The organism is Gordonia sp. BP-119 (genome assembly GCF_016924115.1).
GTDB classification, from domain to species: Bacteria; Actinomycetota; Actinomycetes; order Mycobacteriales; family Mycobacteriaceae; genus Gordonia; species Gordonia hongkongensis.
The window spans coordinates 49,257-73,942 of record NZ_JAFFZF010000029.1; the positions used below are offsets into that span (position 1 = coordinate 49,257).

Below are 24,686 nucleotides of genomic sequence, written 5' to 3' on the forward strand. Positions count from 1 at the left end.
GGGTTTCGACGCGTTTCGGGCGTCGGGCACCTCGCGAGACAGGCCGAGTGGACGCTGCCGGTTGCGGTCGATTGTGCGGTAGCGCTGGGCCGTCGGGTACTGCTGGGGTCGCCGCCGGTGCGGCTGTAGGAGCGGTTGGTCTACGGGGCGGCGGCCCCGGGACGCTACCGGTCCTCGCGAGACCGGTGACAGGCTTGCGATCGGTGGCCATCAGGCAGGTGCTCCTTCGTGTGCCGGCTCCGCGGAGGAATCTTGTTCGGTCTCGCGTCGGTCGATCTCCTGGAGGATCTCCTGGGCGAGGAGGACGTAGTCTTCTGCGAGAGACGGCGCTGTGCCTGGCACACGGTCGGGCCGCCTGCCTTCCTTGAGGGCCTTCCAGTACGGCTCGGCGTTGTCGACCTGCTCGGCCAGCTCGTGGGCAAGCAAGCCCTTCTCCCGTACCTGAACCGAGGTCATGGTGCTATGGCGCACAACGGAATTGAACAGCGGGGCCACTCCTCCTAGCGCTGCGTCTAGCTTGGCCCGCGCCTCTCTACGAATGGCTTTCGCAGCGGCCTCGATACCGAAAAGCACGGCGCCCAGCACCTCGATGTCGGGGTTTGTTGATCTGGCACTAACCAGTTCGTCAGCGAGTTTTTGCAGGCCGTCGATGCTTGAGTCGTCCGGTTTCGTCGGGATGACGATCCAACGTGTAGCAGCCAGCGCTAACCGTAGAAGATGGGGTCGTGTAGGTGGGGTATCGATGATGATGAGGTCGTAATCATCTGCGATGGGGCTTAATGCATCTGCGAGTTGCCTGTGTGAACCTGGCGAACGCTGAGAACGACCGATCAGTATCGCTTCAAGATCGTCGAGTCCGCTCCCACCTGGAAGTACGTCCAAGTTGGGTCGGTAGTTGACAAGACTGGGTCGTAGTGGCTTCTCCTGCATGATCGCGTCGAAGATCTGTTGTCCGGAGTCGCCTGCCCCATCCATCTCGTAGCCGAGGTCGCGTCCCGCGTTGCCCTGCGGATCGAGCTCAATGAACAGGACGTGCCAACCGGCGGCAGCGGCCAAACCAGCGACATTTGTCGCCGTTGACGTCTTACCGACGCCACCCTTGCCGTTTGCGATCGTGACAACCCGAGATAGTGCGGGTTGAGATAGGTGTTGCACTGAATCCTCCAATGGGGTGCTGCGCATGGACCGCAGGGAGGCAGTGCCTCCCGGGCGCACTGGGGTCCGCTATGCGCAGAGGATAACAGCGCACATCGGTTCGCGCGGTGTACGACACGCTGCAGATGACTTGGCGTTCTACCGCGAGGTCTCCCGTGCGCGACGCCGCAGATACCCACTTGAGCTCGGCAATGATCGAGGCGTTAACAACGACAATGTGCCTGGTCGGCAGGCAACATCTACGTCCTGCGTTACGTATAGCCATAACTGCTTAGACAGAGCTGTCATGACTGCGCACGGGTATGTGTTCAGTATTGTGGTATGTGCACCAATCTACATGTACCGCATTAGCGGAGCCCGTAGACGAAGAAACATCTCGGCGCACAACCCCTGCGACGTGGGTCAAGATATGGCGATGTATGCGGACATGAGTGCTCTGTGCCGCATAGATCGCCTTGCGAGCGTCCGCGAGTAGCCGAGTACGTAGCACTTCACATCACCTTGTACTGAGCGCGACATGGTCTCTCGTAGTCGAGTAGATACGTGTCTTACCGCAGCTCGGCGTATGGGGGTAAGGACGCTGGGGCCCATCCCGTACATCGGTGCGGCACTTCATGCTGTATGTATGGCGCGCCGAACAGTACACGGTACGGCCCGGCAGACGTAGGAACGTATTTGTCGGCGTGCGGTCTAAGAGGTGGCGCCCATTAACGCAGAATGTCCGGGCAGCAACCCACGAAGGTGCATTTCCTCGAGTGTCGTAGTTCGTGCTAGGAGGCCCATTTCGGGGCGTAGCGCGTAGCTTCGTGACCACTGTGTTGTCGCGATTCACCTAGACGGTCCTGGCGACTGCACTGAGCGCGTGGCTGCGCGCATTGCAGCGCGAAGTAATGCGTGCATTATTACGAGCTGAACAGGCCGTTTGTGCGCACGGCAGTCGCCATCGACGCGGTCGGTAGCCACGTGTGCGGGGACGAGAGTCGGAGACCAGGATCGCGGATACGATACCCAGGACGAACGGAAGCATCGTGTCTGCACCCGGGAGATTCGCGCTCTCGACTAGACCCTTGTAAGAACAAGGTGCCGGGTGACATAGCCACACAGCACGGCTGTCGGCCGAGTGGCTTTTGAGCCGACAGCTCAACGAAGCGGTCCCCGCGCAGAGTTGCGCGTCTGCGTGACCTGACCCGGTGGGACGGGTTTGACCATTCGCGACACGGGTGCACCGAGACATAGAGACATGAGACCACAGCGCAGCTCGTTCACGACGAGTTTCGTCCCACCAATGATGACCGGGGGCTGGCGTCCGCCTTGCTCGATCGCTTGTCTACCTCGGCGCAGCCACCGCTAACAAGTAACAGCGGTCCTCGAAGTCTTTGGAATGGCCGGGCGGACCCCATTGTTGGGTCACGACACAGACATCGGCCGCTCTTGTGGGTCCACAACTGAACCGGGCTCACTTAGGATGACCTGATGGCTGACCGGGGAACCAGTGCCACAACTACATGCGGCAGCTCAGGCGGGCACCTACAATCCGTGCTCTACGTAGATCACCGAGTCGTCTCACTCCCCCGGGGGCACCGGTGTCGCCGCCGGCCCCTCGAGTTCGGCCGCTAGGCCCAATGCCACAAAGCTCTCGGCACTTCGGGAGACTCCCTGAGTGATGGCTGCGGTGGGGTTCCGAGAACTGAGCCGACGTCGTCACCAACCGGATGACACCCGTATGGGTCGGCCGTATGGGCCGGCGGGAGATGTTCGACTCTGAAGGTGGGCCATCGCGTATCGACGACCCGTTGGGGCTGAGGAAGCAAGAATGAACGCTTAGTGCGGCTGACAGGAGTCCTGGCAATCGCGCTGAGACGACAGTCTTACGTAAACGGCTCCAGATCGCACCGTAACGAGCTGCCGCCTATTTTGGCCCTAGGGGATAGGACAACTCAGTTTCGTCGTTCTGCGGGAAACTGAGAGGCAGTTTCAATTTGCGCAGGTCACGGTGCTCGAATGCTGTCGTGATCCGATAATTGTAGTCACGCGCTGGCTCTCGACCGGCACCGCTGGCCGGTGGGGGAGCGGAGAACCGCGGCGGAGTAGATCTTTCTGACCCACCGACGAACTACTGCTGATGGCCCGCTTGAGGCGCGCCTGTGACTCAGTCGGTGCCGCTTCTACCGACAGGCTTGTCGATTGCCTGCCGGTTAGCCCGCTCGATGTTGCTGCTGCGAGGGCTGCGCAGCACGAACTGCGTCCAGCAAGCGAGTGAACTCGCTTGCCAGAACACTCCCGTCTGAAAGCCCCAGGAGCACACCTTCCGCGCGGGCAACGGCTGTGTCTAAGCCAGCGACTGACGAGGGCTCCGGGGTGGACTTGGGTGACGCGGACGAATCGAACGCCGCGAGGTCGCGTTCGAGCATCTGCGCCATCTCGCGATGATGCTGAAGTTGCGCGGAAATTCGTCGAGCGGCGTTCTCGGCGGAGCGCCGGCAGGCATCCGAGCAATAGATCCGAGGCCGACCACGACCCGCGGTCCTACGAAACTCCTTTCGGCACTGCGGGTCAGCGCAGTACGCCGTCACTACCGGAGCTTTGGTCGACCGATTCTCGATAGCAGCCGGAACTGGCGTGGGTGCGCCAAGGCGCCCACGCCGGCCGTCAGCGGACCGATCCATCCACCCAGTGTGGCATAAATTCGCGCGAAAAGACAGCCGAACAATGCCCATGACCTGCAGAGATGAGAGAACCGCCCTACTTGATGTCCCCTGACCCGCCGTCCAGCACCAACATAAAATCGCGCGGAAATCGCGCTCATACAATTACACCGATGTGATTCGAGCCAGCAAGGGGGTGTGATGAATGCAGGACGCGCAGGTAGCGCCGGTCCTAGCGTGGCCACTGCACCGCGGCTCGATCGTCCCTGCGGAAGATCGTGCTCGAGCTTGCGCAGTTCTTCAGCCCAACATCACGGTCGGTCCCTACTACCGACGACGGTCGATCAGCGTCGGTGCCGCGCCTTCGGCGCGAACCAGATCTTTCCTACCCTGCGCCAGCTTCGTGCTGCGCGCCTAGCATCGCCAACCCAGAAGGGAGCCTCCGAACCTTCCGAACGCTGACATCTGAATAACGCGCGAGGTCCAACACAAGGACCCCCCGATTACCAGTCGGAGGGTCCTTGATCTGAAGTTTCGAGACTGAGTTACCAGCTCGGTCTCACGGGCTCTCGCCCATCCCCGAAGGGACTGTCTTGCCGGACAGATCTCAGGGTAGCGTGCGCCCTCTCGGAGTGCCCGCAATCCCTGTGCTCCGCGTGTCGCACAACCACACGCGGGGAATCGACTGCATTCGTCCGCAGCACTCGCCCACTAGTGGGTGGACATGCTGAGTGAATGGAGGCAGTGGTCGCCCCGCTCCACAGTGCGTGTCGACGCAACAAAAGAACACAGATACCGATCAGCACCATGGCCAGAACGAATGCCACCGGTGCCTATTGCGACGTATCTAGCGGACCGCCATTCCCGGTACACGCTGCTCGCATTCGACCTGGATGCAGGACCGTACGGTCCCGAGGCCGTTGCTGTGGATGCCAACGTACTTACCGGCGTCCTAACCGACTTGGGTGTGAGCCACCTGCAAGTGCAGTCGGGGCCCTCAGGAGGGCGGCACATCTGGGTGCGCGTCATTGACCCAGGGATACCCGCGGAGAAAGTCGCCGACCTTGCTCGTAGGCTGCGCGCGCACCTTCCAACCCTCGACATCTCACCGCTTACCAACCCCGTGTCGGGCGCAGTTCGGATCCCCGGGTCTGTGCACCGGTCGGGCGGAAACGCGAGCCCACTATTGACCGGACGGGAACTGGGCAACGCCGTCAGGGACATGCAGGCTCGGCCGGCGCCACCCGACCTAGCTGAGTGGCTGATAGCGAGGTTCCCAACAACCGCGCGGCAAAACTCCACGCAGCGAACGACGGCTATCGGCCTACGGCTGGTCGGGCAGGGGCCTGCCACACGGGTTGATCGCGCGCGAACCGAACTATCCACAACTACGGCTGAGCGCCTAGCCACGCGGCTCACAGCCGCCGACGATCGCTCGGCACACGCGTGGTCGATCATGCTCGGGATGGCCGCTAGCGGTTGGTGCTGGACTGATGTGCTTCAACATCTGCACAAGCCTGGACTCGTCCGCTTGCGCGAAGACCTCCGCCAGAACGAGGCGCACGCCCTCACGCAATGGCACAAAGCACTGCGCACTGCTGCCGAGACAGCGTGGCCAAGAGCGCAAGGCGACCACACCGTCGACGACCCAGTCCGCACTCACATTGAGGCTGTCTTCGCTGCAGCGAACTCAGATCCCGCAACTTGGGCACGGAAGGGGTGGGCCAGTGCTGAACGGGTCCTGCACAGCCTCCTCGTTGTGTGCGCTCAGGCGCACACAACGACCGTGAACATCGACGTTCGCCGGCTAGCCGAAGCCGCTAACGTTCACGCCGCAACAGCATCGAGGGCACTCCACCGCCTCCAGGCAGAAGGCTGGATCAGACGAGTCGCTGAGGCGCAGGGGACAGAGTCGGCAACTTGGGAGCTCGCACATGTTGCGCATGACACAGCTGCAACACAAGGGGAAACACGCCCCCCGTTTGCCAGCTCCACCATGCGACTCCACCATGCCCACCACGACATCTGGGTCTGGCGAGAAGGTTTAGGTGGAATCGCCGAGAGGATCCACGCAGCCTGGCAGGGTGGTCACGTATCCGTGGTCGGCCTTGTGAGTGCCACGGGTTACTCCAGCCGGTGCGTCCGTGCGTGGCTTCGCTACTTCAGGGAGCTGAACCTACTGACTCCCTCCAGAAATAGGTGGGACGAAGTAGCCGTCGCATTCGGATCTTACGGCGCAATGGTCCGACGGGCGCAGAGCCATCTTGTCGATCGACTGGTTCGGGACTGGTGGGATGAAGAACTTCGCTGGCGAAAGCAAAAAGGGAAGCGAAGGTATCGAGGACCGGGCAGAGTGGCAACGGATCCGCATGCGATCGCACTGCCAATCGCAGCGCCCTCGCGGACACGGTATGGGCGGTTCCCGACGCGGCCCAGCGGAAAGGTCGACTATCCGTCGGCTCGTTCGTTGGTGCGTAGTCACATGCAGACAAGTAACGCTGCTTAGGTGTCACCGCGATCATCAGGACTCCGCGTGACAGTTCAACGTCACGCCACAGCGAAGTTCCCGCGGAGTTTAAGGAGATAGTGCTGGGCCGAATTGGACGCCTGCTCACGCCGGTGACAAGGCTCATCGATTCTCCCCAGGTGTGTTCATTGAAATTCCCCACCCGGAGGCGGCTTCTACTCTAGCGTTCGCCGGGTCGGTGCGGTCGCGGTCCGCTGGTTCTGGGAGCGGGCGTGGTGGTCGCGTAGGCGGTAGGAGTCGCCGTCGAGTTTGAGCACGACCGAGCGGTGTAGCAGTCGGTCGAGCATGGCCGCGGCGACGGTGGTATCTCCGAGGACTTCGCCCCATTCGGCTACGGACCTGTTGGTGGTGATCACGATGCTGGTTTTCAGATAGCGTTGTGCCACAACCTGAAACAATGCTGAGGCGGCTTCGGCGGGTAGTGGAAGGTACCCGAGTTCATCGATGACGAGCAAGGTGGGTCCGGCGAAGAATCGCATGCAGGTGGCCCACCGGCCCTCGATGGCCGCTTTGTGGCAGCGGGCGGCCAGATCGGCGGCGGTGGTGACGTAGGTGCGGTAGCCGGCGTGGACCGCGGCGCGGGCCAGACCGACCGCGAGGTGGGTTTTGCCGGTGCCGGGCGGTCCGATGAGCAGCACGTTGGTCGCTGATTCCAGATAGGCGCAGGTGCCCAACTCGCGGATGAGGTGGCGGTCCACGCCGGGTGCGGCGTCGTAGTCGAAGCCCTCGAGGGTGGCCGGGGTCGGTAGGCAGGCGAACCGCAACCGCCCGGCGAGGCGACGGGCTTCGGTCGCGCAGACCTCGATCTCTAGGAGATGTTCGAGCATCTGGGTCATCGACCACTCTTCGTCGCCGGCGGTCTGCAGCACTGAGGGCAGTGCTTCGGCGGCAGCGTCGAGTTTGAGTACGGAGAGATGGCCCCGCAACTTCTGGTAGGTCGAGACCGCCGCCTGACTTTGCGGCTCGGATGTGGTGGTGTTGGTGGTCATGGCAGGTGGGTCCTGTTCTGTGCGGCGCGTTCGTAGACGCTCATATCGATGACCGATGGTCCGGCCGGAGTCGATGGGTCCGCTGTCGTGGTTGTGTTGTGGCGCAGTCGTTCTGCGGCTTGACGGGCGTGTTGGCCGGGTGGGGTGCGTTCTTTGCGGCGGTGCGGTCTGCCGCCGGTGACCGCGGCAGCCATGGCTGCTTGGTCGAGGGCGACGACATGGCCGTGGTCGCGGATCTGGGCGCCGGTTCCGGCTGTGGCGAGGCGGTGGCGGGCGATCACGATCCCCGAGGTGGTGGCGATGTCGATATGGCCCTGGCCGAGGCGTTCGGTCACCGTCACCTCGGCCATCGCCAGCTCCGGTGGCACCGAGTACTGGTTTCCGCGCCAGGCGACGAGCGCTTGACGCGACGCCGTCCTGGGTTCGCTCACCACCGCCGGGAACGGCGTGGCTGGCGGTCGTGATAGTGGTTCGCGTTGGGCGATGGTGGCGACGTTGTAGCGGCCGTCGCGGGTGCGGCGCATTCGCACATCCGAGCGGGTACGACAGAAGGTGTCCAGGCTCGCTTGGGCCTGCTCGACGGTGACGTCATCGGCCACGGTGCGCCACCACCGTTGAGCAGCAACACGATTGGCTGATTCGACGACGCCTTTGCGGTTACCGCGTCGTGGTGGGCAGATTGCCACCTCAACGCCGTAATGTTTGGCCACTGCGGCGAACTCCGAGGTCAGCGTGCCGCTGGCCGGGTGGCAGACCGTGGCCATCCGGTCGAACCGCCACACCTTCGTCACCCCGCCGAGCCGGCGGGTGATGCGATCGAGGCCGGCGACCACATGTGGGCGGGTCATATTCGGTGCCAGATAACCGCGCCAGCGTCCCGAATGCGCCAGCGAACCGACGAACAGATACGCCGTCGATCCCCATCCCCACGCCGCCGGCGGATTGGGAAGTTCGAGCCAATCCCATTGTGTCTCTTCACCAGAAGGATGTTCGATCACCGCGTTCGGCCGGTGGATCGCGGTAGCGCACTGCTCACACGTCGGCCGTAGTCCACGAGCCCGGATCTGACGAGTCAAGCTCTGATACGACTGGGTGTAGCCGAGTTCTTCGAGCTCGTCGCACAACGTGCGCGCCCACAGATGCGGGTCCTCGGTCAGGCGTGCGCTCACGTAGGCGACGAACGGTTCGAACGGATCCTCATCCGGCTTCTTGCGCTGCCCCGGTGTGCGTACCCCGTTCAGATACGCCCGGATCGTCTTGCGGTCATGACCGGTATGGCGGGCGATCGCCGAGATCGACCACCCCCGTTTGCGTAGTGCGTGTACTTCCACATCGTCCTCCCATGTCAACATGAGAAAGCGGGCCTCCTTGGAGCTGGTGAGTGGTCATAGACCATCAGCATCTCGGGAGGCCCGCCTTCGCTGGCGGAGCCACACGGGTGGGGAATTTAAGTGAGCATCACTGGGGAATTTCGATGAGCGCCGTCACCGGCACACCTCCGTTGGCGGGCCGTAGATGGTCGGCCGGGTGTCAGGCGTCGAAACTCGGGAACATTTAGGTGACGACACAGCAACTGACGGGTGTAAGGGTCGCCGCAGCGGCCACCTCTCACCCGATTGGAGAACCAACCTATGGCAACAACCTCGACTCGTCTGATCGCCGGCGCTGTGCTCGCTGCGGGACTGGCCGGCCTCGGAGCGGGTGTCGCGACCGCGGCGACGGGCCCGTTCGTTTCGGACTTCGGAATCCACCAAGTGCACGGCGGTGCCACCGAAAGTCAGGAGCCCTTCACCTTCACATTCGGTGCGGAGTACGGCGATCCAGTTAACAACGACGACTTCACCCGCCGTGGCTACGGCGATCCGATCGGTGACGCCGGGCAGCCGAAGGTATTCCGCCCCTGACATTCGGGGTGAGTTCGGTGCCCGGACCCGCAGTGGCGGGTCCGGGCACCACTGTCTGCAGGGAGACGACGACGTGCGCGATGTCGTCGGTCAGTGTGCTCGTTGGTCGGCGGTCGTCAGGATCAGGTATTGGGCCGAGGCCTGTTGGTGAGCATCGGTTTTGGTGTTGCCGATGACCTGGGCGCCGTATCGCCCGACCGTCAATGCGCAGCTGTGTGCCTGGCTGGTCGGGTGCTTCTGGCAGGTGGCGATGGGCAAGCCTGGTGGATTGTCGGCGCCGGCCCAGCCGCGGGTGCGGTTGGACCCGAGGAAGCTGTCGAGATAGGTGCGCGCGCCCTCGGCGGTGTCCGCGCGGAAGACCGCCGAGTTCTCCACTGCGTTGGCATCCGAGCCAATCTTGGTCAGCACCTCGAAGTCGGTGACGGGGTCGGTGCTGGTGTGGGCGATGCCGCGGGGCCCGTACACCGCTCCGCGGTCAGGGGAGTCGGGGTTCGCCCGCAGGTAGGCCGCGGTAAACGGCAGCGCGTAGATGAGAATGGCGTCGGGGTCGATCAGCGGAGTTTCACCGTCGGGGGTGGGCGTGAACTCGTCGATGAAAATCTTCTGCTGAGTGATCGCGTTGGCCATACGCACCAACGACTCTCCGCTGCGGAACTGCGTCGTGGGGCCGTAGTACCGATCGAAGAACACATACAAGTCGTGAGCGGTGACAGCCAGGATCGCTGTGGACGCACCGAAATCTTGAATGACAGTTCGGGTGCCCGGCGCCCCGTCGAGCGGCACGATGGGCTTGTTGTCGATTTCGGCGACCGCGGCACTCATCTGCTCAGCGGCGGCCGAGGCGTCGGCAGGGCTGCGATACTTCAGGACCGCATGCCGCAGCAGGTGACGAGCAACCCCGACGTTGGCATCCCCGTTGTCGGCGGTGGTGACGAACCCGTTGACGAACTCCGCGTTGGCCGGAACGTCGGCCGCGCCCGGGACGACCGCGCGACCGATCCCGGCAGCGTCGTCGAACTCGCCGACAGGCCATCGCCCGTTGGTGAGATCGGGATTGACCTCGAACGGCGCCAGCACGAACTGCGCCATCCGAGACGCTTCGACCCGCTCGGGGTCGGTGACCGCGCGTCCGAACGCCGCTCGCGCCTGGGTGGGGTAGTCGCCGGTGTCGAGGGCATCAACCTGCACGGCCGGGTCGGTGAGTGTGGCTGAGCTGGGCTGCCCGTCGACAGTGCAGCCGGCCAGCACTGCGGTCACCGCCGCGGCCGCGGCGATGGAGCGACCGAGGTAGCTGCGCGTCATCGTCGCCTCTCGTCCCGTCTACTTGGCGTTCTGGTCGGCCTTGGTGAGGATCAGATATTGAGCCGCGGCTTGCTGGTAGACGTCAGTCTTGTTGGGCGACTGCACTTCTCCGACGTAGCGGCCGACCTGCACCTTGCAGTGATAGATCGTGTACTTGCCGTCGGCGCTGGATTGGGCAGAGCAGTTGGCGGCCGGCAGCCCGGGCGGTGCGTCGATCTTCTGATCGTCGGCTTCGCTCGTAGCGGCCAGCGTGGCGGCCTGCTCCTCGGTGTCGGCGCGGTAGACGATGGAACGCTCGATCGCGTTCGCGGTAGATCCGGCCGCACGAAGGTCGTTGAAGATGCCGGCCGGGTCGCTGGAGAAATGCGACAAGCCGCGCGGCCCGTATACCGCGCGCATGCTCTGCTGCGGCCGGCCGGTGATGCCGTTTTCCATCTCGGTGTCGGTGTAGGGCAGGGCGTAGATGAGGATGCTGTTCTCATCCATCTTCGGCGGCTGAAAACCTTCGCCGTTGCCGCGGGCGGCGTTCTCCGCAGCCGTGGGGGTGCGTGGGAATTGGTCGATCAACGCCGACTGCAACGTGATTGCTTTGCGGGCCATCGGCTCGAGCTGGTCGGAGTGGGCCGCCAGGGAGGAGGCGAACTCGTAGATTACGTACACCCCGTGCGGGGTGTAGGTCGTGAAGTAGCTCTTGTCGTTGCGGGTGGTCTCGAGGGCCCAGGCGCCCTCCACCCCCGGCAGGCTGGTGACCGGGCTGTTCTGCTGGCGGGCGCTGACCTGGGCGAGTTGCTGTGCGGCGGCGCGGGCATCAGCGGCGGTTTCGTAGCGCAGCACCATGTTGTGCAGGCCACGCGGGTTGTCCCGTTCGGTCGGCGCGGTGGTGAACAGTGACGAGAAACCGCCAAGCAGTGCGTCGTTGGCCGGGATCGTCGCCGCGTCGGCGTTGATGTGTGGCACCAGGTTGCGGCGGCTGGTGATCGGTGCGTTGGATTTGTCCGGGGCGGTCAGGTCCGGGTCGACCTCGAAGGGCACCACGATGAACTGCGCCATCCGCTGGCTTTCGACCTGCACCAGTTGCGAGTCGTCGGCAACACCGAATGGAGGGCGCGGTTCGGTGGGGTAGGCGCCCGGATCGAGCGCGGTCAGATCGACCGTCGGCTCGGCGCTACCGGTGGTCGAGGATTCGGGGGCGGGTTCGCCGCCGGTGGAGCATGCGGCCAGCATGCCCGCGGTGACCGCGGCTGCGGCCGCGAGTGGGTACCAACGCTTCATCAGGGTCTCGCTTTCTCTCCTGCAGCCCTGCCGCGGAGGACCAACGATCTCACCCGGGCCAGCGCTGCACACTGGTGTTGTTCCAGTGTGTTGCTGCGCGAACCCCGAACGGTTCCCCCGAAACCCGGATCTGCACGATCCTCTTGTTCGGCTGCAGAATAGTGCGCCCACCCTCGCGCCCACACAGTCGGGTCTGCCATCGCGGGCGAACGGTCCGCGGCGGTAGCCGCGGCTAATGAGTCCGGGCCGGGGTCCCGCACGATCATCTGGGCCTGCACCGCCGGCGCCTGACACCCACCGTTTTGCGTTGTCCTGCCGCTTCGACCAGCATGCTTTCCATGACCGGTCGGGGGAACGGCGGCACCGCTACGAGACGATGGTCGGCGTGAACGCGCCCGCAGCACCCCAGACGGGGGTTGATGCGGCCGCGGCGGCGGTCGTGGCTGAGGCGGGAAAAGTGCTGCGCGCCTACAAACACGACGCCGTCGCCGACCTCGCCGAGACGAAACTGCACCGCGCGCCGCAGCGCACCGTGGTGGTGGCCGGCGAGGTGCAGCGCGGCAAAAGTTCGCTGGTCAACGCTCTGGTCGGCTTCCGCGATCTGTGCCCGGTCGGGGTTGATGTCACCTCCTCGGTTGCGGTGTCGGTCACCACCACCGGTGAGCTGCCCGTCGCCCATGCCGCGGAGTTGTTCTTTCCTTCCGGCCCGCGGCCGGCGGAGATCGGCGAGCTGGCCGACTGGGTGACCACCGGCGGGCGGATGGTGTGTGATCGCAGCGTTGAGGAGCTGCCCACCGCGGCGGCGATCGCGCTGCGTGAGGCTGCGGTGGCCGAGATGACCCTCATCGACACCCCCGGTGTCGGCGGCCTGGACCCCGGTTTGGCGAAGCTGGCCGCGCAGTCCACCCAGCAGGCGTGCGTGCTGGTGCTGGTCTGTGATGCTTCGGCCCCGATCACGGCCCCGGAGATGGATTTCGTCCGCGAGGCCAGCGCCGGTGTCGATGCCGTCGTCGTGGCCGTGACCAAGACCGACAAACACCTGGGCCGGTGGCGGGCGATCGTCGCCGAGAACCAGCGGTTGATCGCCGAGCACCTGGGGCGCACGGTACCGGTGATCGGGGTGTCGAGCCTGCTCGCCGTCCTGGCCGCCGAGACCCCCGACCCGCGGGCGCGTCACCGCCTCGAGGTCGACTCCGGTATCGCCGCCCTGCGCGCGGCGATCACCGACCGACTCGATGCCGCCGCGGCGGCCCCGCACCTGGATGCGGTCCGAACGTGTCTGGACGGGCTGCGCACGGTGCGCACGACCATCGCCGACGAGCTCGCCGCGCTGACTACCGGGGCGAAAGCGTTGCCGGACCTGACCGCCGAACGCGACCGGCTCACCGACCTGCAGGCCCAGTCACGTCAATGGGAGCAATACCTCGCGCGGGACCTGACCCTGCTGCGGCAATCGGCGGTCGATGATCTCGAACGCCGCCTCGATGGGGTGCGCGAGAAGTGGACCACCTACATCAACAGCAATGGCATGCAGGTGTTGCGGCGCAGCGAACAGAAGTTCACCGCCGACATGCAGGTCGATCTGCAGATGGCGATGGCCGAAACCCTCGCCGGGTTCCTACACGAGTTGCACGACACGATCATCACCCCACGTTTCGCCGACGACCCTGCGGTGTGGGAACAGATCAGCGACCGCATTGTCGCCTCGATGCAGGACAAGAAGATCGAAACCCACCAGGTCATCAGCAAACGCCAAGGGCTGCTCGACCCGACGTTGCTGACCATGGGTGTGGTCGGGTCCTCCACCCTCGGTGGGCTTGTCGGCCTTTCGGCGCTGATGGGTGTCGGTGCTGTCATCGGTGCGGTGTGGGTCGGAGTGAACTTGAGCTTCCGGGCGATCCGGGCCGGCAAAACCAACCTGCTGGCCTGGCTGCGTGAAACGCTGGCCGCCACCAAGACCGCCACCGGCCGACTCCTCGACAGCGCCGTCGCCCAAGCCCGCCCCGACATCGTCATCCGTTACCGAGATCACCTGCGCACCAGCATCGACCAGCTTCAAACCACCATCACCCACGTTCAGGAGGCCGCGGCCGCCGACGCCGCGACCCGCGAGAAGTCCATCCAACGTCTCACCGCGAACTTGGCCATCGTCGACAAGCGCATCACCGCCGCCCAAGCACTGCTCGACGGAGACCCGACATGAGTAGCGGGACACCGGATTCGGTGCACACCACCCTCGACCGCGGCCTGCATCAGCTGGCCGCGCTCGGCGGGGACTGCGTCGACCACGCCAACGCGATCGGCACCATCTTGTGGTCACCGCCGCGCGTGGTGGTCGTCGGCCGACTCAAAGCAGGCAAATCCACGCTGGTCAACGCCCTGATCGGCGCCCCGGTCGCCGAGACCGCCGCCCTGGAGGCCACCAACGTCGTCACCGTCTACCGCGACGGGTCCCCGTCCCGGGCCGAGGTCCTCGCCCTCGACGGCACCCGCCACCGCGCCGCGCTGCGCCCGGGCGCCGGGATCGAGTTACCGATCCCGTCAGCCGAGGTCGCCTACGTCGACCGGTGGTTGCCCTCGGCGGCGCTGCGCGAACTCACCCTCATCGACACCCCCGGCCTGTCGACGCTGACCGCCGCTAACGACGCCGCCACCCGCCGGGTGATGATCGACGGCTTCGAACAGACCCGCACCGCCTCCATCGATGCCGATGCCGCGGTGTTCCTCTTCGACGCCGCACCCCGCGTCGATGAGATCGAGTTCCTGCGCCGGTTGCCGTTCACCCCGTTGACCATGCTCGGGGTGCTCTCGCGTGCCGACTCGTTCGGCGAAGGCGCCTTCGGCCGCCGCGACCCGCTCACCCACGCCGCCGCCCACGCCACCGCCATGGCCGGCCCGCTGGCCGGGATCGTCCACGCGATCGTCCCGGTGTCCGGTTTGATGGCGCAAACCAGCCACACCGGCATGCTGACCGAACGCCACGCCGCGCTACTCGCCCAGCTCCGCGACGTCCCGCCGCTGGACGTGCTGCGGATCTTCGACTCCGAGGACCCCACCAGCGGGGGAGTACCGCCGGCCGAACGGCGTGAACTCCTCGCCTTGCTCGGCGAGTACGGCGTACTCAACGGCCGCCGGGTCGCCGTCGACGGAGCCGCAGCGCTCAACGCCTGGCTGGCCGAACGATCCGGGATCGCCGCCCTGCGCCACGCCCTGACCGCGGCCACCGGCCGGTTCGCCGTGCTGCACCGCGCCCACCGCATCCTGGCCCGCCTCGATCAACTGGCCTTCACCCATCCCGCCCGCGACCACATCCGCACCCTGACCGCCGGATTGCGCGCCGACCCGGCCCTGGCCGCGGTGACCGTGCTCGAGGACTACCAACGCATGCTCGACGTCGACCCCGACGCCGCGGTCACCGACGAACTGCGCACCATCCTCACCGCCACCACCCCCGCCGGCCGCGTCGGCCTCGACGGCCACCCACCACCGGCCGCCGTCACCGCCGAAGCCCACCGCCGCCTGGCCGACGCCCAGCAACGCACCCTGGCCACCCGGTCGGCGGCCGAGGACGCCGCCCTGGTCACCCTCATCCGCACCTACACCGCTCTGGCCGCCGGCCACTGACACCCCCTCCCGCACAGGACGATCCGACACCATGACATCTGCCACCCAGACATCTGCTACCCACGCCTGGTCTCTGGCCATCGACTTCGGCACCTCAAACTCGGTGGCCGCGCATTCGGGCGCCACCAGCCGCAGCATCGAAGCGCTCTCGCTGACCCACACCAGCAACCTGATGCCCTCGGCGGTGTTCGTTGACACCGCAGGTACCGTCCTCGTCGGGGGTGCCGCCCTCAACTCCGCCGCACAGAACCCAGCCGGGTTCATCGCCTCACCCAAGCGCCTCATCGGGGGGCAACCGGCCGTCGCAGCCAACGGGCACACCCTGCCGATCTACGGCCTCGTCGCCGCCGTGATGCGCACCATCATCGGCCGCGGGGTCGCCGCACACGCCGGCACCATGCCCGACCGGGTCGTGCTCACCCACCCCGAAGCGTGGGCACCGCAACAGATCCAGGTCCTCACCGACGCCGCAAGGGCCGCCGGCATCCCGGCCGAGCGGATCACCACGATCTCCGAACCCCGCGCCGCGGCCGGGCACTACTCCCGCTCCCACGCCCTGCAACACGGCACCAGGATCGCGGTGTTCGACTTCGGCGGCGGCACCCTCGACATCGCCGTCCTCGAGGTCACCCCCACCAACACCTTCCAGGTCATCGCCGCCCGCGGCGACAACGGACTGGGCGGCAAGAACTTCGACGCCCTGCTGCAACGCTGGGTCGAGGACCGCCTCGCCGACCGCGACCCCGACCACGCCGCCTGGCTGCGCCGCACCGCCCCCATCGACGCCATCCAGTCCCTGCAGGACTCCATCCAGCAGGCCAAAGAGCTGCTGTCCGAAACGCCGTCGGCCACCATCACCGTGCCCGGCCCCAGTGAGCGCACCACCCTGCAGATCACCCGCGACGAGTTCGACGAACTCATCACCCCCGCCGTCGACGCCGCCGTCCACCTCACCCGAACCACCCTCGCCGACGCCGGCCTCACCCACCCCGACCAACTCACCGCCCTCTACCTCACCGGCGGGTCCTCCCGCATCCCCCTCATCCAGCAACGCCTCGGCGAACTCGGCCCCGTCGCCACCCTCGACGACCCCAAAACCGTTGTCGCCCAGGGAGCGTTGCTCACCGTGTTGGCGGACTCGGCGCCCACCGAGCCCCGCGGCATCCCCGAAGCAGCCGACCTCATGCCGACCTGGCACACCCAACCCCGCACCTTGGGCTCACCAGCCCAGCCCGCCTCGACGCGGCGACACTGGCTGCGCATCGGCGCCGCCGCGGCCGCCGTCACCGCCGCCGCCGCGATCGTGACCACCATCGTCACCACCGCCAGCGGCAGCGACGACGACCCCACCGATGCACCCCAGGCCACCCAAACCCTGGACACCGACACCACCCCCGCCGGCCCCACCGGCGAAGACGGCGGGCCGATCCTCACCGACCCCGACCAAATCCGCCAGCAACTCCCCGGCGCCCTGCAATCCCAGATCACCGACTGCACCAACGGCAGCTTCACCGACAACGGCGCCCTCACACTGGACTGCACCCTCAACGAGGCCGGCACCCTGAGTGGCCTCAAAATCGAGGGCGGCCTATCGGACTCACTGCGGATCGACATCAACGTCGACGACAACGAAGCCGCCCGCGAGATCCGCAACCTGCGTAACGGGGTCTACAGTGCCGGCAAGGGCACCGTCGTCGAAGACACCAACCGCCAGGCCGCCGCCGAGATCACCCCGAGTCTCAGCGACAACGAATACACCATCTGGTACGCCAACACCGGTACCGGGCTGGTCCTCAGGGTCACCGAACTGTCGTCGGTAGAGAATGCCCGCACCTTCCTCACCCGCTCCGGCCTCATCAACTGAGTGCGTAGAGGTATCGACGTGATCGGGCAACCCCACCGTGAAGGACTGGCATGACGAAGTCGCTCGAGCGCGCGATCGCCCGTGCGGTCGCCACTCGGATCGCCCAGCTCGATGACGGGCCGCGCTACGCCGTCTACACGACCGCCGGACTGGTTCTCGCCGCCTGCGCGCTCCTGCTTCCCGACTACCTCATCGTGGTCGTATTCCCGCTGGGGCTCGTCGCTTTCGGCATCCTCGTGGCCGCTATCGCTGGTGCTAAACCAGCAGAGAAGATCGCGCTCTGGGCGGGGCTGACCTTCGGCCTGGCGGCCGATTGCATCTGGGTAGGCCTGGTCTTCGACGGCATTCTGTGAATCTGGAACATCAGTTACCCACAGGCCCAGTCGAATACGTTCGATTCGAGGTCGTACTGAAGGGTGCCGGTGCCGATGTTCATCCCGGGAAGTTCGATCAGGTCGAGGTAGTACGGGGTGAGTCCGTCGGGAATCCACTGGGAGGGAAAGATTGTGCCGCCGAGGTGATTCCACCATTGGAGTTTGTTGGCCCAATCGTGGTGGTCGCCGTCGCCCCACGTGCTGAGGTACGGAGTGTCTGTGGTGGCGTCACGTTCGACGGGGGCGATGCCGGCGTTGGGGTCGTGGCGGCGCGGCGTGAGGCGCACGAGCAGCGGGGGGTCGTCGTGGTTCCACGCATGGCGGGGTAGTCCGTCGTGGTTGTGTTCTCCGGGACGTCGGCGGTCTGCCGGGGGTGAGCCGATCCGGGTGAGTTCATCGGCGGTGAGCCAAATGGCTGCAAAGTAGAGATCAAGGATGTCGGTGAGGAGAATCTGTTGGGGGTGGGGGCGATGGTGGTGCAGGTCGATGACGAACGGATCGGCCGGATCCGGGTTGTCGGGTAGCGGCATGAAAGCCTCGCCTGCTCCCTGAAAAAGCGCGAACCCTGGGAGGTCCGGGCCGCGCCGACGGAAATGCTCGGGGAGCCACAGGGTGATGACGTGCATCATCGGCATCCCCGTCGTCGGATCGCGCGGCCACTGCTCCGGCGCGATCCCCGGACCGACCGGTCCGATCCGGCCCGCGGGGACCGAATGCTGGGCCGCCCAGCTGGCCGGATCAACCCGCGAGTCTTCGGACGTGTGGCTCGGGTCTTCCCACAACCGGCCGACCCTGTCTTCAAACACAATGTCGTAGACGGGGAACCCGCCGTCGGGGTCGCTCTCTAAGTCGGGTTCTGTGAGGTTAGGGAAGGGCGCGCCAATCATCTCTGCTATTTCCTCCTCAGCGTGCCGACTTCGGTCGGTCCGCTCTAGAGCAATGACTCACCGATCGTTGAACCGGCGCCCTGGCGAACAGTCGATGGGTGGGTGTCTACCTGGTGCTGTCCGTAGCGCGCAGGATGCTCTCGGCCAGCGTCCACAGTTCGGTCTCGGACACAGATCCGGGCTGATACTTGACCTTGATGAACAACGTGTCGGCGGTTAGTGCCCACTCATCCAGGTCGTCATGCGAGGCTGCGACGAAGGAGTGATGGCCAAATGAGGCACGACGATCGCTGGGAACTGGTGTGTAGGTATACGCAGGACTTGGGTATAGCTCCGCATCAGTACGCGCCGTGTCGGCGGTGACTGGGCTTTCCCGGGTGCTGACGAGGATGCTGGCTCTTACATCGTTGGAAGTGGTTGAGGGGGTGTACATCGTCGTGAAGAATCGGGCGGGTTCGGGCTCCTCCAGGAGCACCGGATGCAAGCCGTCCAACGCGGCGGGTAACGCATCATCGAGCGTGCCGGGCCGCCGTAGTGCGGTCAGGTCGGCGCCACTGGGTGGCGAAGTTGTCTCTGACACCGAAGCTCCGTTGAGTGAGGAAACGCTGGGGCTATCGTCGTCGCTAGTGCAGGCGACAGCGCAGAAGCATAGCGCGAGAGCGATCACAGCGGCAGTCATTGTTCGGGCTCGCGTTATGACGTGCATCGGTGGTCCCCTGAGCCGGTCGGATACGCTGTGATGATGTCTCCATTGGAGTCTTTGACGATGACGTGGCTCCAGAAGAACTTGCCCGTCACCTCTCCGTTGCGCTTGTCATACATCCAGATTTTGCGCGCATAGCAAGTCTTGCCGTCTCGTTGCGAGGTGGCTTCTGGGTGTCGCAACGTGGCCTCAATGGTGTAGTCCATGAGGTCCATCCACTTGTCACCAGTGATCATTGCCTTGTTCGCCCAGTCATCCATATGACGACCCTTGATGTGTTCGAATCCGTACTCACGATTGCCGCACACCATGAATGCCCGCCGATCCCCGGCAACGTCGTACTCGCCGATGATCTTCCGCTCGGCAGACGATCCGCATGCGCGGTACGGAGGCAAACCGCTGTTATCAGCGTTGCGGCGCAAACTCTCCACAGCGTCACCGAGCGAAGCTGTCGGTGCGGTAGGCACCGCGGTGTTGGAGACCGGAGGTTGAACAGTCCGCGTTTCCGGAACCGGAACGATGGGTGTACGACCTGGTGGCGGAATGTCGGTAGGGGCGTGGGCGGTCATGTTCGGCCCAGTGCCAGGGGTGGTGGGCGTAGTCGCGCCCGGCAGGCTGGGAGCCACCACTGAAGGTGTGGTGGGAGTGTTCTCAGGCGTAGCTTGAGGGTCACGGCAGACGTAAGGCACCGGGGGTGGGGGGGCGTCGTTGGGACTCTTACCGGGGTTGCTTGCAGCCCAACCCTGCTTCCAGGCGTTGTTGTACGCGTTGGTCTCGCGCTCGCAACGCTCTGCTGGTGTCTCGGCGTAGGCAACGCCCTGGCCTACTGCTAGGGAGGCGAGCGCGCAGAGAGTCGCGAGAAGCGTCACCACTGTGACCGCCAGGCCCGCCATCTGAGATCGACTGCGTGTGTAGAAGACTGAAACTTCCTTCTGGACGCGCATGTCTCAGAGCCACGTGCGGCTAGAGAAGATATTGATGGTGTCGTCGGCTGTCGGGGAAGACACTGACAGACGTGCGATGATCCGCACGGTCGTGGGTCCCAGGCATCCATCGACCCCAACACGCACCCGCTTAGCGCGGATCGAGGCCCGATCGGTCTGTAGGGTCTTCTTGCCAAGCGAGATCTCGTTGATTCGTCCGGGTCGGATCTTAGTCGAGATTGATGGGCTCACCGACGCGCTTGCGCCGAGGTTCCCCGCCGGGATGCCGCTGATCGTCACGCCGACGCTAGGGCCGAAGCTAGTAGCAAGACCGAGGGTTGCGCCGTCAGAAACGTCGATCTGGCAACCAATAACGAGAAACTGCTCCAGAACCGCCGACTGAATCGGCTGGCGTCCCTTGCCGGTAATCGAGGCATCCACTTTGGAGGAGATCCAACCCTCGCGCGACGTTGCTACGTTGGCAATATTGGACATGGGATTGACAACCAGCTCAGTAGCTTTGAGCGTTACCGTCCACCCATCATCGGTGACCAGCCGATCGTACTTCGACGACAGTGGCGTCGGCGTAGCGTCAGCTGCACCCGCCGCGGCTGCCAAGGAGCCTATAGCCACCAACGCCGCAATGATCCGGAACCCGACCCGATTCGACACGCAGAATCCTCGCCCTCATCCCCGGATTGACCGGGGAGCCTGGCGATGTCAGCGGTAGCACGCCCAATAGGGCGATGTCCCCCGACACCGCTACGTAGACAATTCACAAGAATGAAGCGGTCGCAACTATGGCACAGGAGGTTTGAAGGCGACAAATCCCAAGCCTGGATTCGTCCGAACGGGGGAAAGGTGCCGCACGGTCGTACCTATTGACCACTGTCGTACCTGTCGACCGTCCTTCGAGGTGAGTCGTCGCCCTATCGCAGAGGGACGTCGACACTCTTGCTGCGTGGGTACGCACGATCGCGGTCAGATTTCACTGAGCTAACCGAGCAATCCACCCGGTCTGTGCGGCCGTTGAGCCGCGCCCTCAGGTGATTGCTTCGCGTGCCGCCGACATCCTGGCCACCGAGCCCAGCTCGGCCGACGCCGTCGCAGAGGCTACGGCCGAGCTGCCCAGCTATGTCGCCGACGTGACCAGATGGGACCTCGTGGCCGCCGTGGAGAAGGCCGCCGACAGCATTGCGCGTAGCCGCCACCCGCTGCTCGGCGATGTTCTCGGACCGGGTCCGGTGCCGTGGGAATGCTGGCAGGGCGAACTCGTCGAGCCGTGGCCAATCCTCGCCGACGCTGCAGCCCGTCTCGGTTCGGCGCTGCCGTCCCGGCACCCGAATGCCGGACACTGGGCGGTGACGACCGACTGAACGAAGACTGCGGGTGGACGCAGAACGCCCACCCGCAGTGATCGGTTCAGCGCAGCCGAGCTGACTGTCAGGGCCAGGTGAAGTTGCCGGTGCCGCCCACGATGACGTCCTGGCCGTCGACACCGAAGTCGTAGGTCGTCAGCCCGTCGTCGCCGTGCTGTAGCTCGATCGGGGCGGCCGAGGCCAGTCCGCCGCCCAGCAGCGATAGTGCACCGGCCGCCGCGACGGCCGCCACGGTGGACCCGATCGTCTTACGCACTCGCGTCTTACGTACTCGCATCTGAGTGTTCCTTTCGTCATGCCAGCTCTTTGGCTGGACTTCGGTGTTGTGCACGTCTGCGGTCGCAGACCGTGCGCGGCGCACCCGGGATGGTGCATCCGCAGATGGGTTGCCCCGAGGGCGCGGGAATGCTCCTGCCAGGCAGAGGGATTCGGGTCGTCGTTGTGGTTTACAGGTAGACGACGCGGCCGTAGACGGCGTTCCCGTCGTTGGCTTTCGGGGTGCTGGTCTTGAGGATGGCGTAGGAGCGGACCGCGACCGGGCCCGCACACCCGTCGATGCTGATGTGGCCTTCGCGGGTGGTGGTCGACGCACGTCCGGCGCCGACGGCCTTTTTGTCGAAGGTGACGGTGGTGATCTTGCCAGGTGACATCGTGACCGACAGGCTCGGCTGCAGGAGGGCCTGCGGACTGATCGACAGGTTGCCGCTGGGGCCGGCCGCGCTGACACCGCCGCCGCCGCTTCCGCCGATGCCCAGGCTCGCCCCGACACTGCCGGTCACCGATTCCAGCTGCACCGCGCACCCGATCATGTACCCGGCCTCGAGTTCACCGGTGATCGGTGCACCGGCCTGCCCGGCCGGCGGCGTCAGCGTGGACACCGCACGCATCGACATGAACGCTTCCCGTGACGTCGGCACCGAGGACAGCGGTGCGACTTTCTGCACTTTCTCGTGGGTGGAGGCGATCGAGGCCTTCCAGCCGTCGTCGGTGACCCAGCTACGCTGGTGCCCCGGCTGGGCCTCGGCGGTGCCGGCGGCGAACCCGCTCGCGACGGCGCCCATCGACACGGCGGCAACGGCAATGGTCATGGCGGTCTTGTTCATCGGAGTGTCCTCTGGTCCTGTCGCAGCGAATCGCCGCGCCCTTGTGCTGGCAGTCCCACCTCGTTCATCGGGGCGAGAAATGTGCTCTACGTGAGCAACTGAGGATTGGTTGCCCTGCGGCACCGAGAATGTTCCCGACTGCACGACTCCTGTTGACGCCAACCAGCTGGGCGGGTGTGTCGTCGGCGCGATCACGGCCCATTCGGCCCTAGGGTGGCGGCTGGGGCAGCCGCTAGAAGAGCGTGCCGTGGGGGTCAACAGCAACGAGGAGTGGTTGTGGCGCACGTACAGTACGAACACCGAGGAACTGGATTCATCGCCATCACAGGCGGATTCGCATCCTTCGAGCCCGAGCAGTATCAAACCTGGAATGCCGGCCCACACCGATTGGGCATCGGCATCCAGGACACCAAGGACTACACGCTCAGCTACGAACCCGGTAAGCCAGGATTCAACCCACCGCGGCTTCCCGAGTTGACGTTCCTGATCTCGGATGGACCGGCCCCGGTGGTCGTCGATCTCGAAACCCACGACGCAGAGCCGCCGCTCATGCCTGCCGCCGAGGGCTGGGCCAACGTCGAGCAAGGCGGCGCCGAATTCGGCTACCTACCTGTGACGATGCAACCGCTGGTGTGGGGGGACGAACATGACAGCATCGTTGGCGATGTGCTGGCATCGATACCCCACGGGTGGAACATGGTCCGCATGTCCTGCCGGGACCGGAGACCCGAAGATCCCGTCCTGCAGGTGCGTGTCGACATCTGGCCGATCCCCGAGTCGGCCGGCCTCGAAGTCATCCGCTACACGCCGCTCGGGTCTCGCGGCCCGTCCGAGGACGCCGAGGTGCGAGAGCGCATCGAATCCGCCGTGACGATCGAGGATGCACCGTCGGTGTTTGGGCCGCTCGACGCCGACCACTTGGCCAACCTGTCACTGCTGGTCCGCGGTGATTTCAGCGATCCCGAGGCGTGGACGATGGTGGTGAACGCGGCGTTGGCTCCCGATCCTGTCGATGGGTTCTCTGCCGATCTCACCCTGGTCGATGACCCCACCTACGACAACATCACCGTCGACGAGCTCGTGAACGCCATCGGGGAACCGCCGCCGTTCTACGTGTTCCTGTGCGATACCCAGACTTTGTCCGACCCCGACCACCCGATCCTGGCCATCAATCTCGACGGCGAGGACACCTCGAATCGGAGCGTGCGGGTCGTGCCCGCTGTGATGTGGTCGATCGAGAACAACCTCGCGCTGGCCAACATGGACTTCGCCGATTTCGTCGGCGCCGCCGACGCCGACGGCATCTTCCGCGGATTCTGACGCCGAGGCCGTCAAGCCCATACACAGCGATGCCCGACCCAGCTGGGGGTCGGGCATCGCTGTGGTTGACCTCGGGCGGGGGTCAGACGAGGGCGTCGCTGTCGGGGCTGCCGGGGGTGGTGTCTTCGGGGGCGTCCGGGGTGTCGCTGTAGGTGCCGGTGTCGTCGCTGTAGAGGTCGAGTTCGCCGTCACCGTCGGTGTCCTGGCCGTAGACGTCGGCCTGGCCGTCGAAGTCGGTGTCGAGCGCGACGGCGTCGAATTGCCCGTCGCCGTCGGTGTCGACAGCGACGGCGTCGATGGCCCCGTCGGCGTTGGTGTCGACGAGCAGGGTGTCGGGTGCGCCGTCGCGGTCGGTGTCGGTCAGCACGGTGTCGGGTGCGCCGTCGGCGTCGGTGTCGAGGGTCTGGGTGACCAGTTGCCCGTCTTCGTAGGAATCGACCTGGGTGAGGTCGCCGTCGGCGTTGAGGTGGGCGACTTCGTCGACGACGCCGTCGCTGTCGAGGTCGCTGGCGATGACGGCGCCGCCGTCGGCGGTCGGTGCCGCTGCGGTGTCGATGCGGCCGTCGCCATCGGTGTCGGCCTCGATCAGGACGACCTCTCCGGCTTCGTCGTAGTGGACGTCGATGGCGTTGCCGGCGTCGTCGGTGGTGTGCACCACCTCGCCGGCCGGGCCGTCGGCGGCTTCCGGCGCGGGGGCGGGCGCATCGGCGGGGGT

At 65.4% G+C, this 24,686-nt stretch carries 20 protein-coding genes; 8 read left to right on the forward strand and 12 right to left on the reverse strand.

Annotation, left to right across the window (positions count from 1 at the left end; translation table 11 throughout):
* Positions 1–210 precede the first annotated feature (210 nt).
* The gene (locus tag JW364_RS16565) at positions 211–1,182 is read right to left on the reverse strand and encodes a ParA family protein (RefSeq protein WP_240199201.1); all 972 of its coding nucleotides are present in this window, start codon (positions 1,180–1,182) and stop codon (positions 211–213) included.
* Between the two features lie 4,083 nt (positions 1,183–5,265).
* On the opposite strand from JW364_RS16565, the gene JW364_RS24650 reads away from it, so the two are divergent.
* Positions 5,266–6,306, forward strand: coding sequence for a helix-turn-helix domain-containing protein (locus JW364_RS24650; protein WP_374100844.1), 1,041 nt, complete (start codon positions 5,266–5,268; stop codon positions 6,304–6,306).
* A gap of 176 nt (positions 6,307–6,482) precedes the next feature.
* On the opposite strand, the gene istB is transcribed toward JW364_RS24650, so the two are convergent.
* Positions 6,483–7,316, reverse strand: a complete 834-nt coding sequence (gene istB / locus JW364_RS16575; RefSeq protein ID WP_205333838.1) for an IS21-like element helper ATPase IstB — start codon at positions 7,314–7,316, stop codon at positions 6,483–6,485.
* On the reverse strand, positions 7,313–8,668 hold the full coding sequence (locus JW364_RS16580) for a DDE-type integrase/transposase/recombinase (RefSeq protein WP_205333837.1): 1,356 nt from the start codon (positions 8,666–8,668) through the stop codon (positions 7,313–7,315). The genes istB and JW364_RS16580 overlap by 4 nt, the downstream gene beginning before the upstream one ends.
* Before the next feature lie 279 nt (positions 8,669–8,947).
* Here JW364_RS16580 and JW364_RS16585 point away from each other — a divergent pair, with 279 nt between their 5' ends.
* Positions 8,948–9,220 (forward strand): hypothetical protein, encoded by a 273-nt coding sequence (locus JW364_RS16585; RefSeq protein WP_205333836.1) that lies wholly within the window; start codon positions 8,948–8,950, stop codon positions 9,218–9,220.
* Between the two features lie 90 nt (positions 9,221–9,310).
* On the opposite strand, the gene JW364_RS16590 is transcribed toward JW364_RS16585, so the two are convergent.
* Positions 9,311–10,522: a hypothetical protein gene (locus JW364_RS16590; protein WP_205333835.1), complete on the reverse strand. Its 1,212-nt coding sequence runs from the start codon at positions 10,520–10,522 to the stop codon at positions 9,311–9,313.
* A gap of 18 nt (positions 10,523–10,540) precedes the next feature.
* Positions 10,541–11,746, reverse strand: a complete 1,206-nt coding sequence (locus JW364_RS16595; protein ID WP_205333834.1) for a hypothetical protein — start codon at positions 11,744–11,746, stop codon at positions 10,541–10,543.
* Between the two features lie 424 nt (positions 11,747–12,170).
* Between JW364_RS16595 and JW364_RS16600 the strand changes: the two genes are divergently transcribed.
* The 4 genes from JW364_RS16600 to JW364_RS16615 are packed head-to-tail and all read left to right on the forward strand — an operon-like array spanning position 12,171 to position 17,635.
* Complete coding sequence (locus tag JW364_RS16600) at positions 12,171–13,997, forward strand: dynamin family protein (RefSeq protein ID WP_205333876.1); 1,827 nt, start codon at positions 12,171–12,173, stop codon at positions 13,995–13,997.
* Positions 13,994–15,418 (forward strand): GTPase, encoded by a 1,425-nt coding sequence (locus JW364_RS16605; protein ID WP_205333833.1) that lies wholly within the window; start codon positions 13,994–13,996, stop codon positions 15,416–15,418. Before JW364_RS16600 ends, JW364_RS16605 begins: the two co-directional genes overlap by 4 nt.
* Positions 15,419–15,449: 31 nt before the next feature.
* Positions 15,450–17,282 carry an Hsp70 family protein gene (locus tag JW364_RS24450; protein ID WP_205333832.1) on the forward strand — a complete coding sequence of 611 codons (1,833 nt, stop codon included), beginning with the start codon at positions 15,450–15,452 and terminating at the stop codon, positions 17,280–17,282.
* Between the two features lie 50 nt (positions 17,283–17,332).
* Positions 17,333–17,635 carry a hypothetical protein gene (locus JW364_RS16615; protein WP_044508785.1) on the forward strand — a complete coding sequence of 101 codons (303 nt, stop codon included), beginning with the start codon at positions 17,333–17,335 and terminating at the stop codon, positions 17,633–17,635.
* Between the two features lie 14 nt (positions 17,636–17,649).
* On the opposite strand, the gene JW364_RS16620 is transcribed toward JW364_RS16615, so the two are convergent.
* The 4 genes from JW364_RS16620 to JW364_RS16635 all read right to left on the reverse strand — a co-directional run bounded on the left by JW364_RS16620 (position 17,650) and on the right by JW364_RS16635 (position 20,841).
* Positions 17,650–18,438: a hypothetical protein gene (locus tag JW364_RS16620; RefSeq protein WP_205333831.1), complete on the reverse strand. Its 789-nt coding sequence runs from the start codon at positions 18,436–18,438 to the stop codon at positions 17,650–17,652.
* 211 nt (positions 18,439–18,649) lie between these two features.
* Entirely contained in the window at positions 18,650–19,123 is a 474-nt protein-coding gene (locus JW364_RS16625; protein WP_205333830.1) for a hypothetical protein, read from the reverse strand.
* A gap of 113 nt (positions 19,124–19,236) precedes the next feature.
* Positions 19,237–19,815, reverse strand: a complete 579-nt coding sequence (locus JW364_RS16630; RefSeq protein ID WP_205333829.1) for a hypothetical protein — start codon at positions 19,813–19,815, stop codon at positions 19,237–19,239.
* A gap of 378 nt (positions 19,816–20,193) precedes the next feature.
* A complete protein-coding gene (locus tag JW364_RS16635) occupies positions 20,194–20,841 on the reverse strand; it encodes an MspA family porin (protein WP_014928980.1) in 648 nt (215 codons plus the stop codon).
* Positions 20,842–21,215: 374 nt separating this feature from the next.
* Here JW364_RS16635 and JW364_RS16640 point away from each other — a divergent pair, with 374 nt between their 5' ends.
* Positions 21,216–21,545 (forward strand): hypothetical protein, encoded by a 330-nt coding sequence (locus tag JW364_RS16640; RefSeq protein ID WP_205333828.1) that lies wholly within the window; start codon positions 21,216–21,218, stop codon positions 21,543–21,545.
* A gap of 67 nt (positions 21,546–21,612) precedes the next feature.
* On the opposite strand, the gene JW364_RS16645 is transcribed toward JW364_RS16640, so the two are convergent.
* Both JW364_RS16645 and JW364_RS16650 read right to left on the reverse strand, forming a co-directional pair.
* Positions 21,613–21,825, reverse strand: coding sequence for a hypothetical protein (locus JW364_RS16645; RefSeq protein ID WP_205333827.1), 213 nt, complete (start codon positions 21,823–21,825; stop codon positions 21,613–21,615).
* 169 nt (positions 21,826–21,994) lie between these two features.
* Positions 21,995–22,651: an MspA family porin gene (locus JW364_RS16650; RefSeq protein ID WP_205333826.1), complete on the reverse strand. Its 657-nt coding sequence runs from the start codon at positions 22,649–22,651 to the stop codon at positions 21,995–21,997.
* Between the two features lie 276 nt (positions 22,652–22,927).
* Between JW364_RS16650 and JW364_RS24240 the strand changes: the two genes are divergently transcribed.
* Positions 22,928–23,971 carry a hypothetical protein gene (locus tag JW364_RS24240; RefSeq protein WP_240199202.1) on the forward strand — a complete coding sequence of 348 codons (1,044 nt, stop codon included), beginning with the start codon at positions 22,928–22,930 and terminating at the stop codon, positions 23,969–23,971.
* 82 nt (positions 23,972–24,053) lie between these two features.
* On the opposite strand, the gene JW364_RS16660 is transcribed toward JW364_RS24240, so the two are convergent.
* A partial coding sequence (locus JW364_RS16660; RefSeq protein WP_205334526.1) for a hypothetical protein occupies positions 24,054–24,686 on the reverse strand: 633 nt, incomplete at its 5' end.

What these genes read in the sequence shown, in the direction of transcription:
- JW364_RS24450 (WP_205333832.1), top strand. Translation starts at nt 15,450, where the DNA reads ATGACATCTGCCACCCAGACATCTGCTACCCACGCCTGGTCTCTGGCC.
- JW364_RS16615 (WP_044508785.1), top strand. Translation starts at nt 17,333, where the DNA reads ATGACGAAGTCGCTCGAGCGCGCGATCGCCCGTGCGGTCGCCACTCGG.
- JW364_RS24650 (WP_374100844.1), top strand. Translation starts at nt 5,266, where the DNA reads ATGGCCGCTAGCGGTTGGTGCTGGACTGATGTGCTTCAACATCTGCAC.
- JW364_RS16650 (WP_205333826.1), bottom strand. Translation starts at nt 22,651, where the DNA reads ATGAACAAGACCGCCATGACCATTGCCGTTGCCGCCGTGTCGATGGGC.
- JW364_RS16645 (WP_205333827.1), bottom strand. Translation starts at nt 21,825, where the DNA reads ATGCGAGTACGTAAGACGCGAGTGCGTAAGACGATCGGGTCCACCGTG.
- JW364_RS16595 (WP_205333834.1), bottom strand. Translation starts at nt 11,746, where the DNA reads ATGCTGGCCGCATGCTCCACCGGCGGCGAACCCGCCCCCGAATCCTCG.
- JW364_RS16585 (WP_205333836.1), top strand. Translation starts at nt 8,948, where the DNA reads ATGGCAACAACCTCGACTCGTCTGATCGCCGGCGCTGTGCTCGCTGCG.
- JW364_RS16605 (WP_205333833.1), top strand. Translation starts at nt 13,994, where the DNA reads ATGAGTAGCGGGACACCGGATTCGGTGCACACCACCCTCGACCGCGGC.
- JW364_RS16630 (WP_205333829.1), bottom strand. Translation starts at nt 19,815, where the DNA reads ATGACCGCCCACGCCCCTACCGACATTCCGCCACCAGGTCGTACACCC.
- JW364_RS16565 (WP_240199201.1), bottom strand. Translation starts at nt 1,182, where the DNA reads ATGCGCAGCACCCCATTGGAGGATTCAGTGCAACACCTATCTCAACCC.
- JW364_RS16600 (WP_205333876.1), top strand. Translation starts at nt 12,171, where the DNA reads ATGGTCGGCGTGAACGCGCCCGCAGCACCCCAGACGGGGGTTGATGCG.
- JW364_RS16590 (WP_205333835.1), bottom strand. Translation starts at nt 10,522, where the DNA reads ATGACGCGCAGCTACCTCGGTCGCTCCATCGCCGCGGCCGCGGCGGTG.
- istB (WP_205333838.1), bottom strand. Translation starts at nt 7,316, where the DNA reads ATGACCACCAACACCACCACATCCGAGCCGCAAAGTCAGGCGGCGGTC.
- JW364_RS16580 (WP_205333837.1), bottom strand. Translation starts at nt 8,668, where the DNA reads ATGTTGACATGGGAGGACGATGTGGAAGTACACGCACTACGCAAACGG.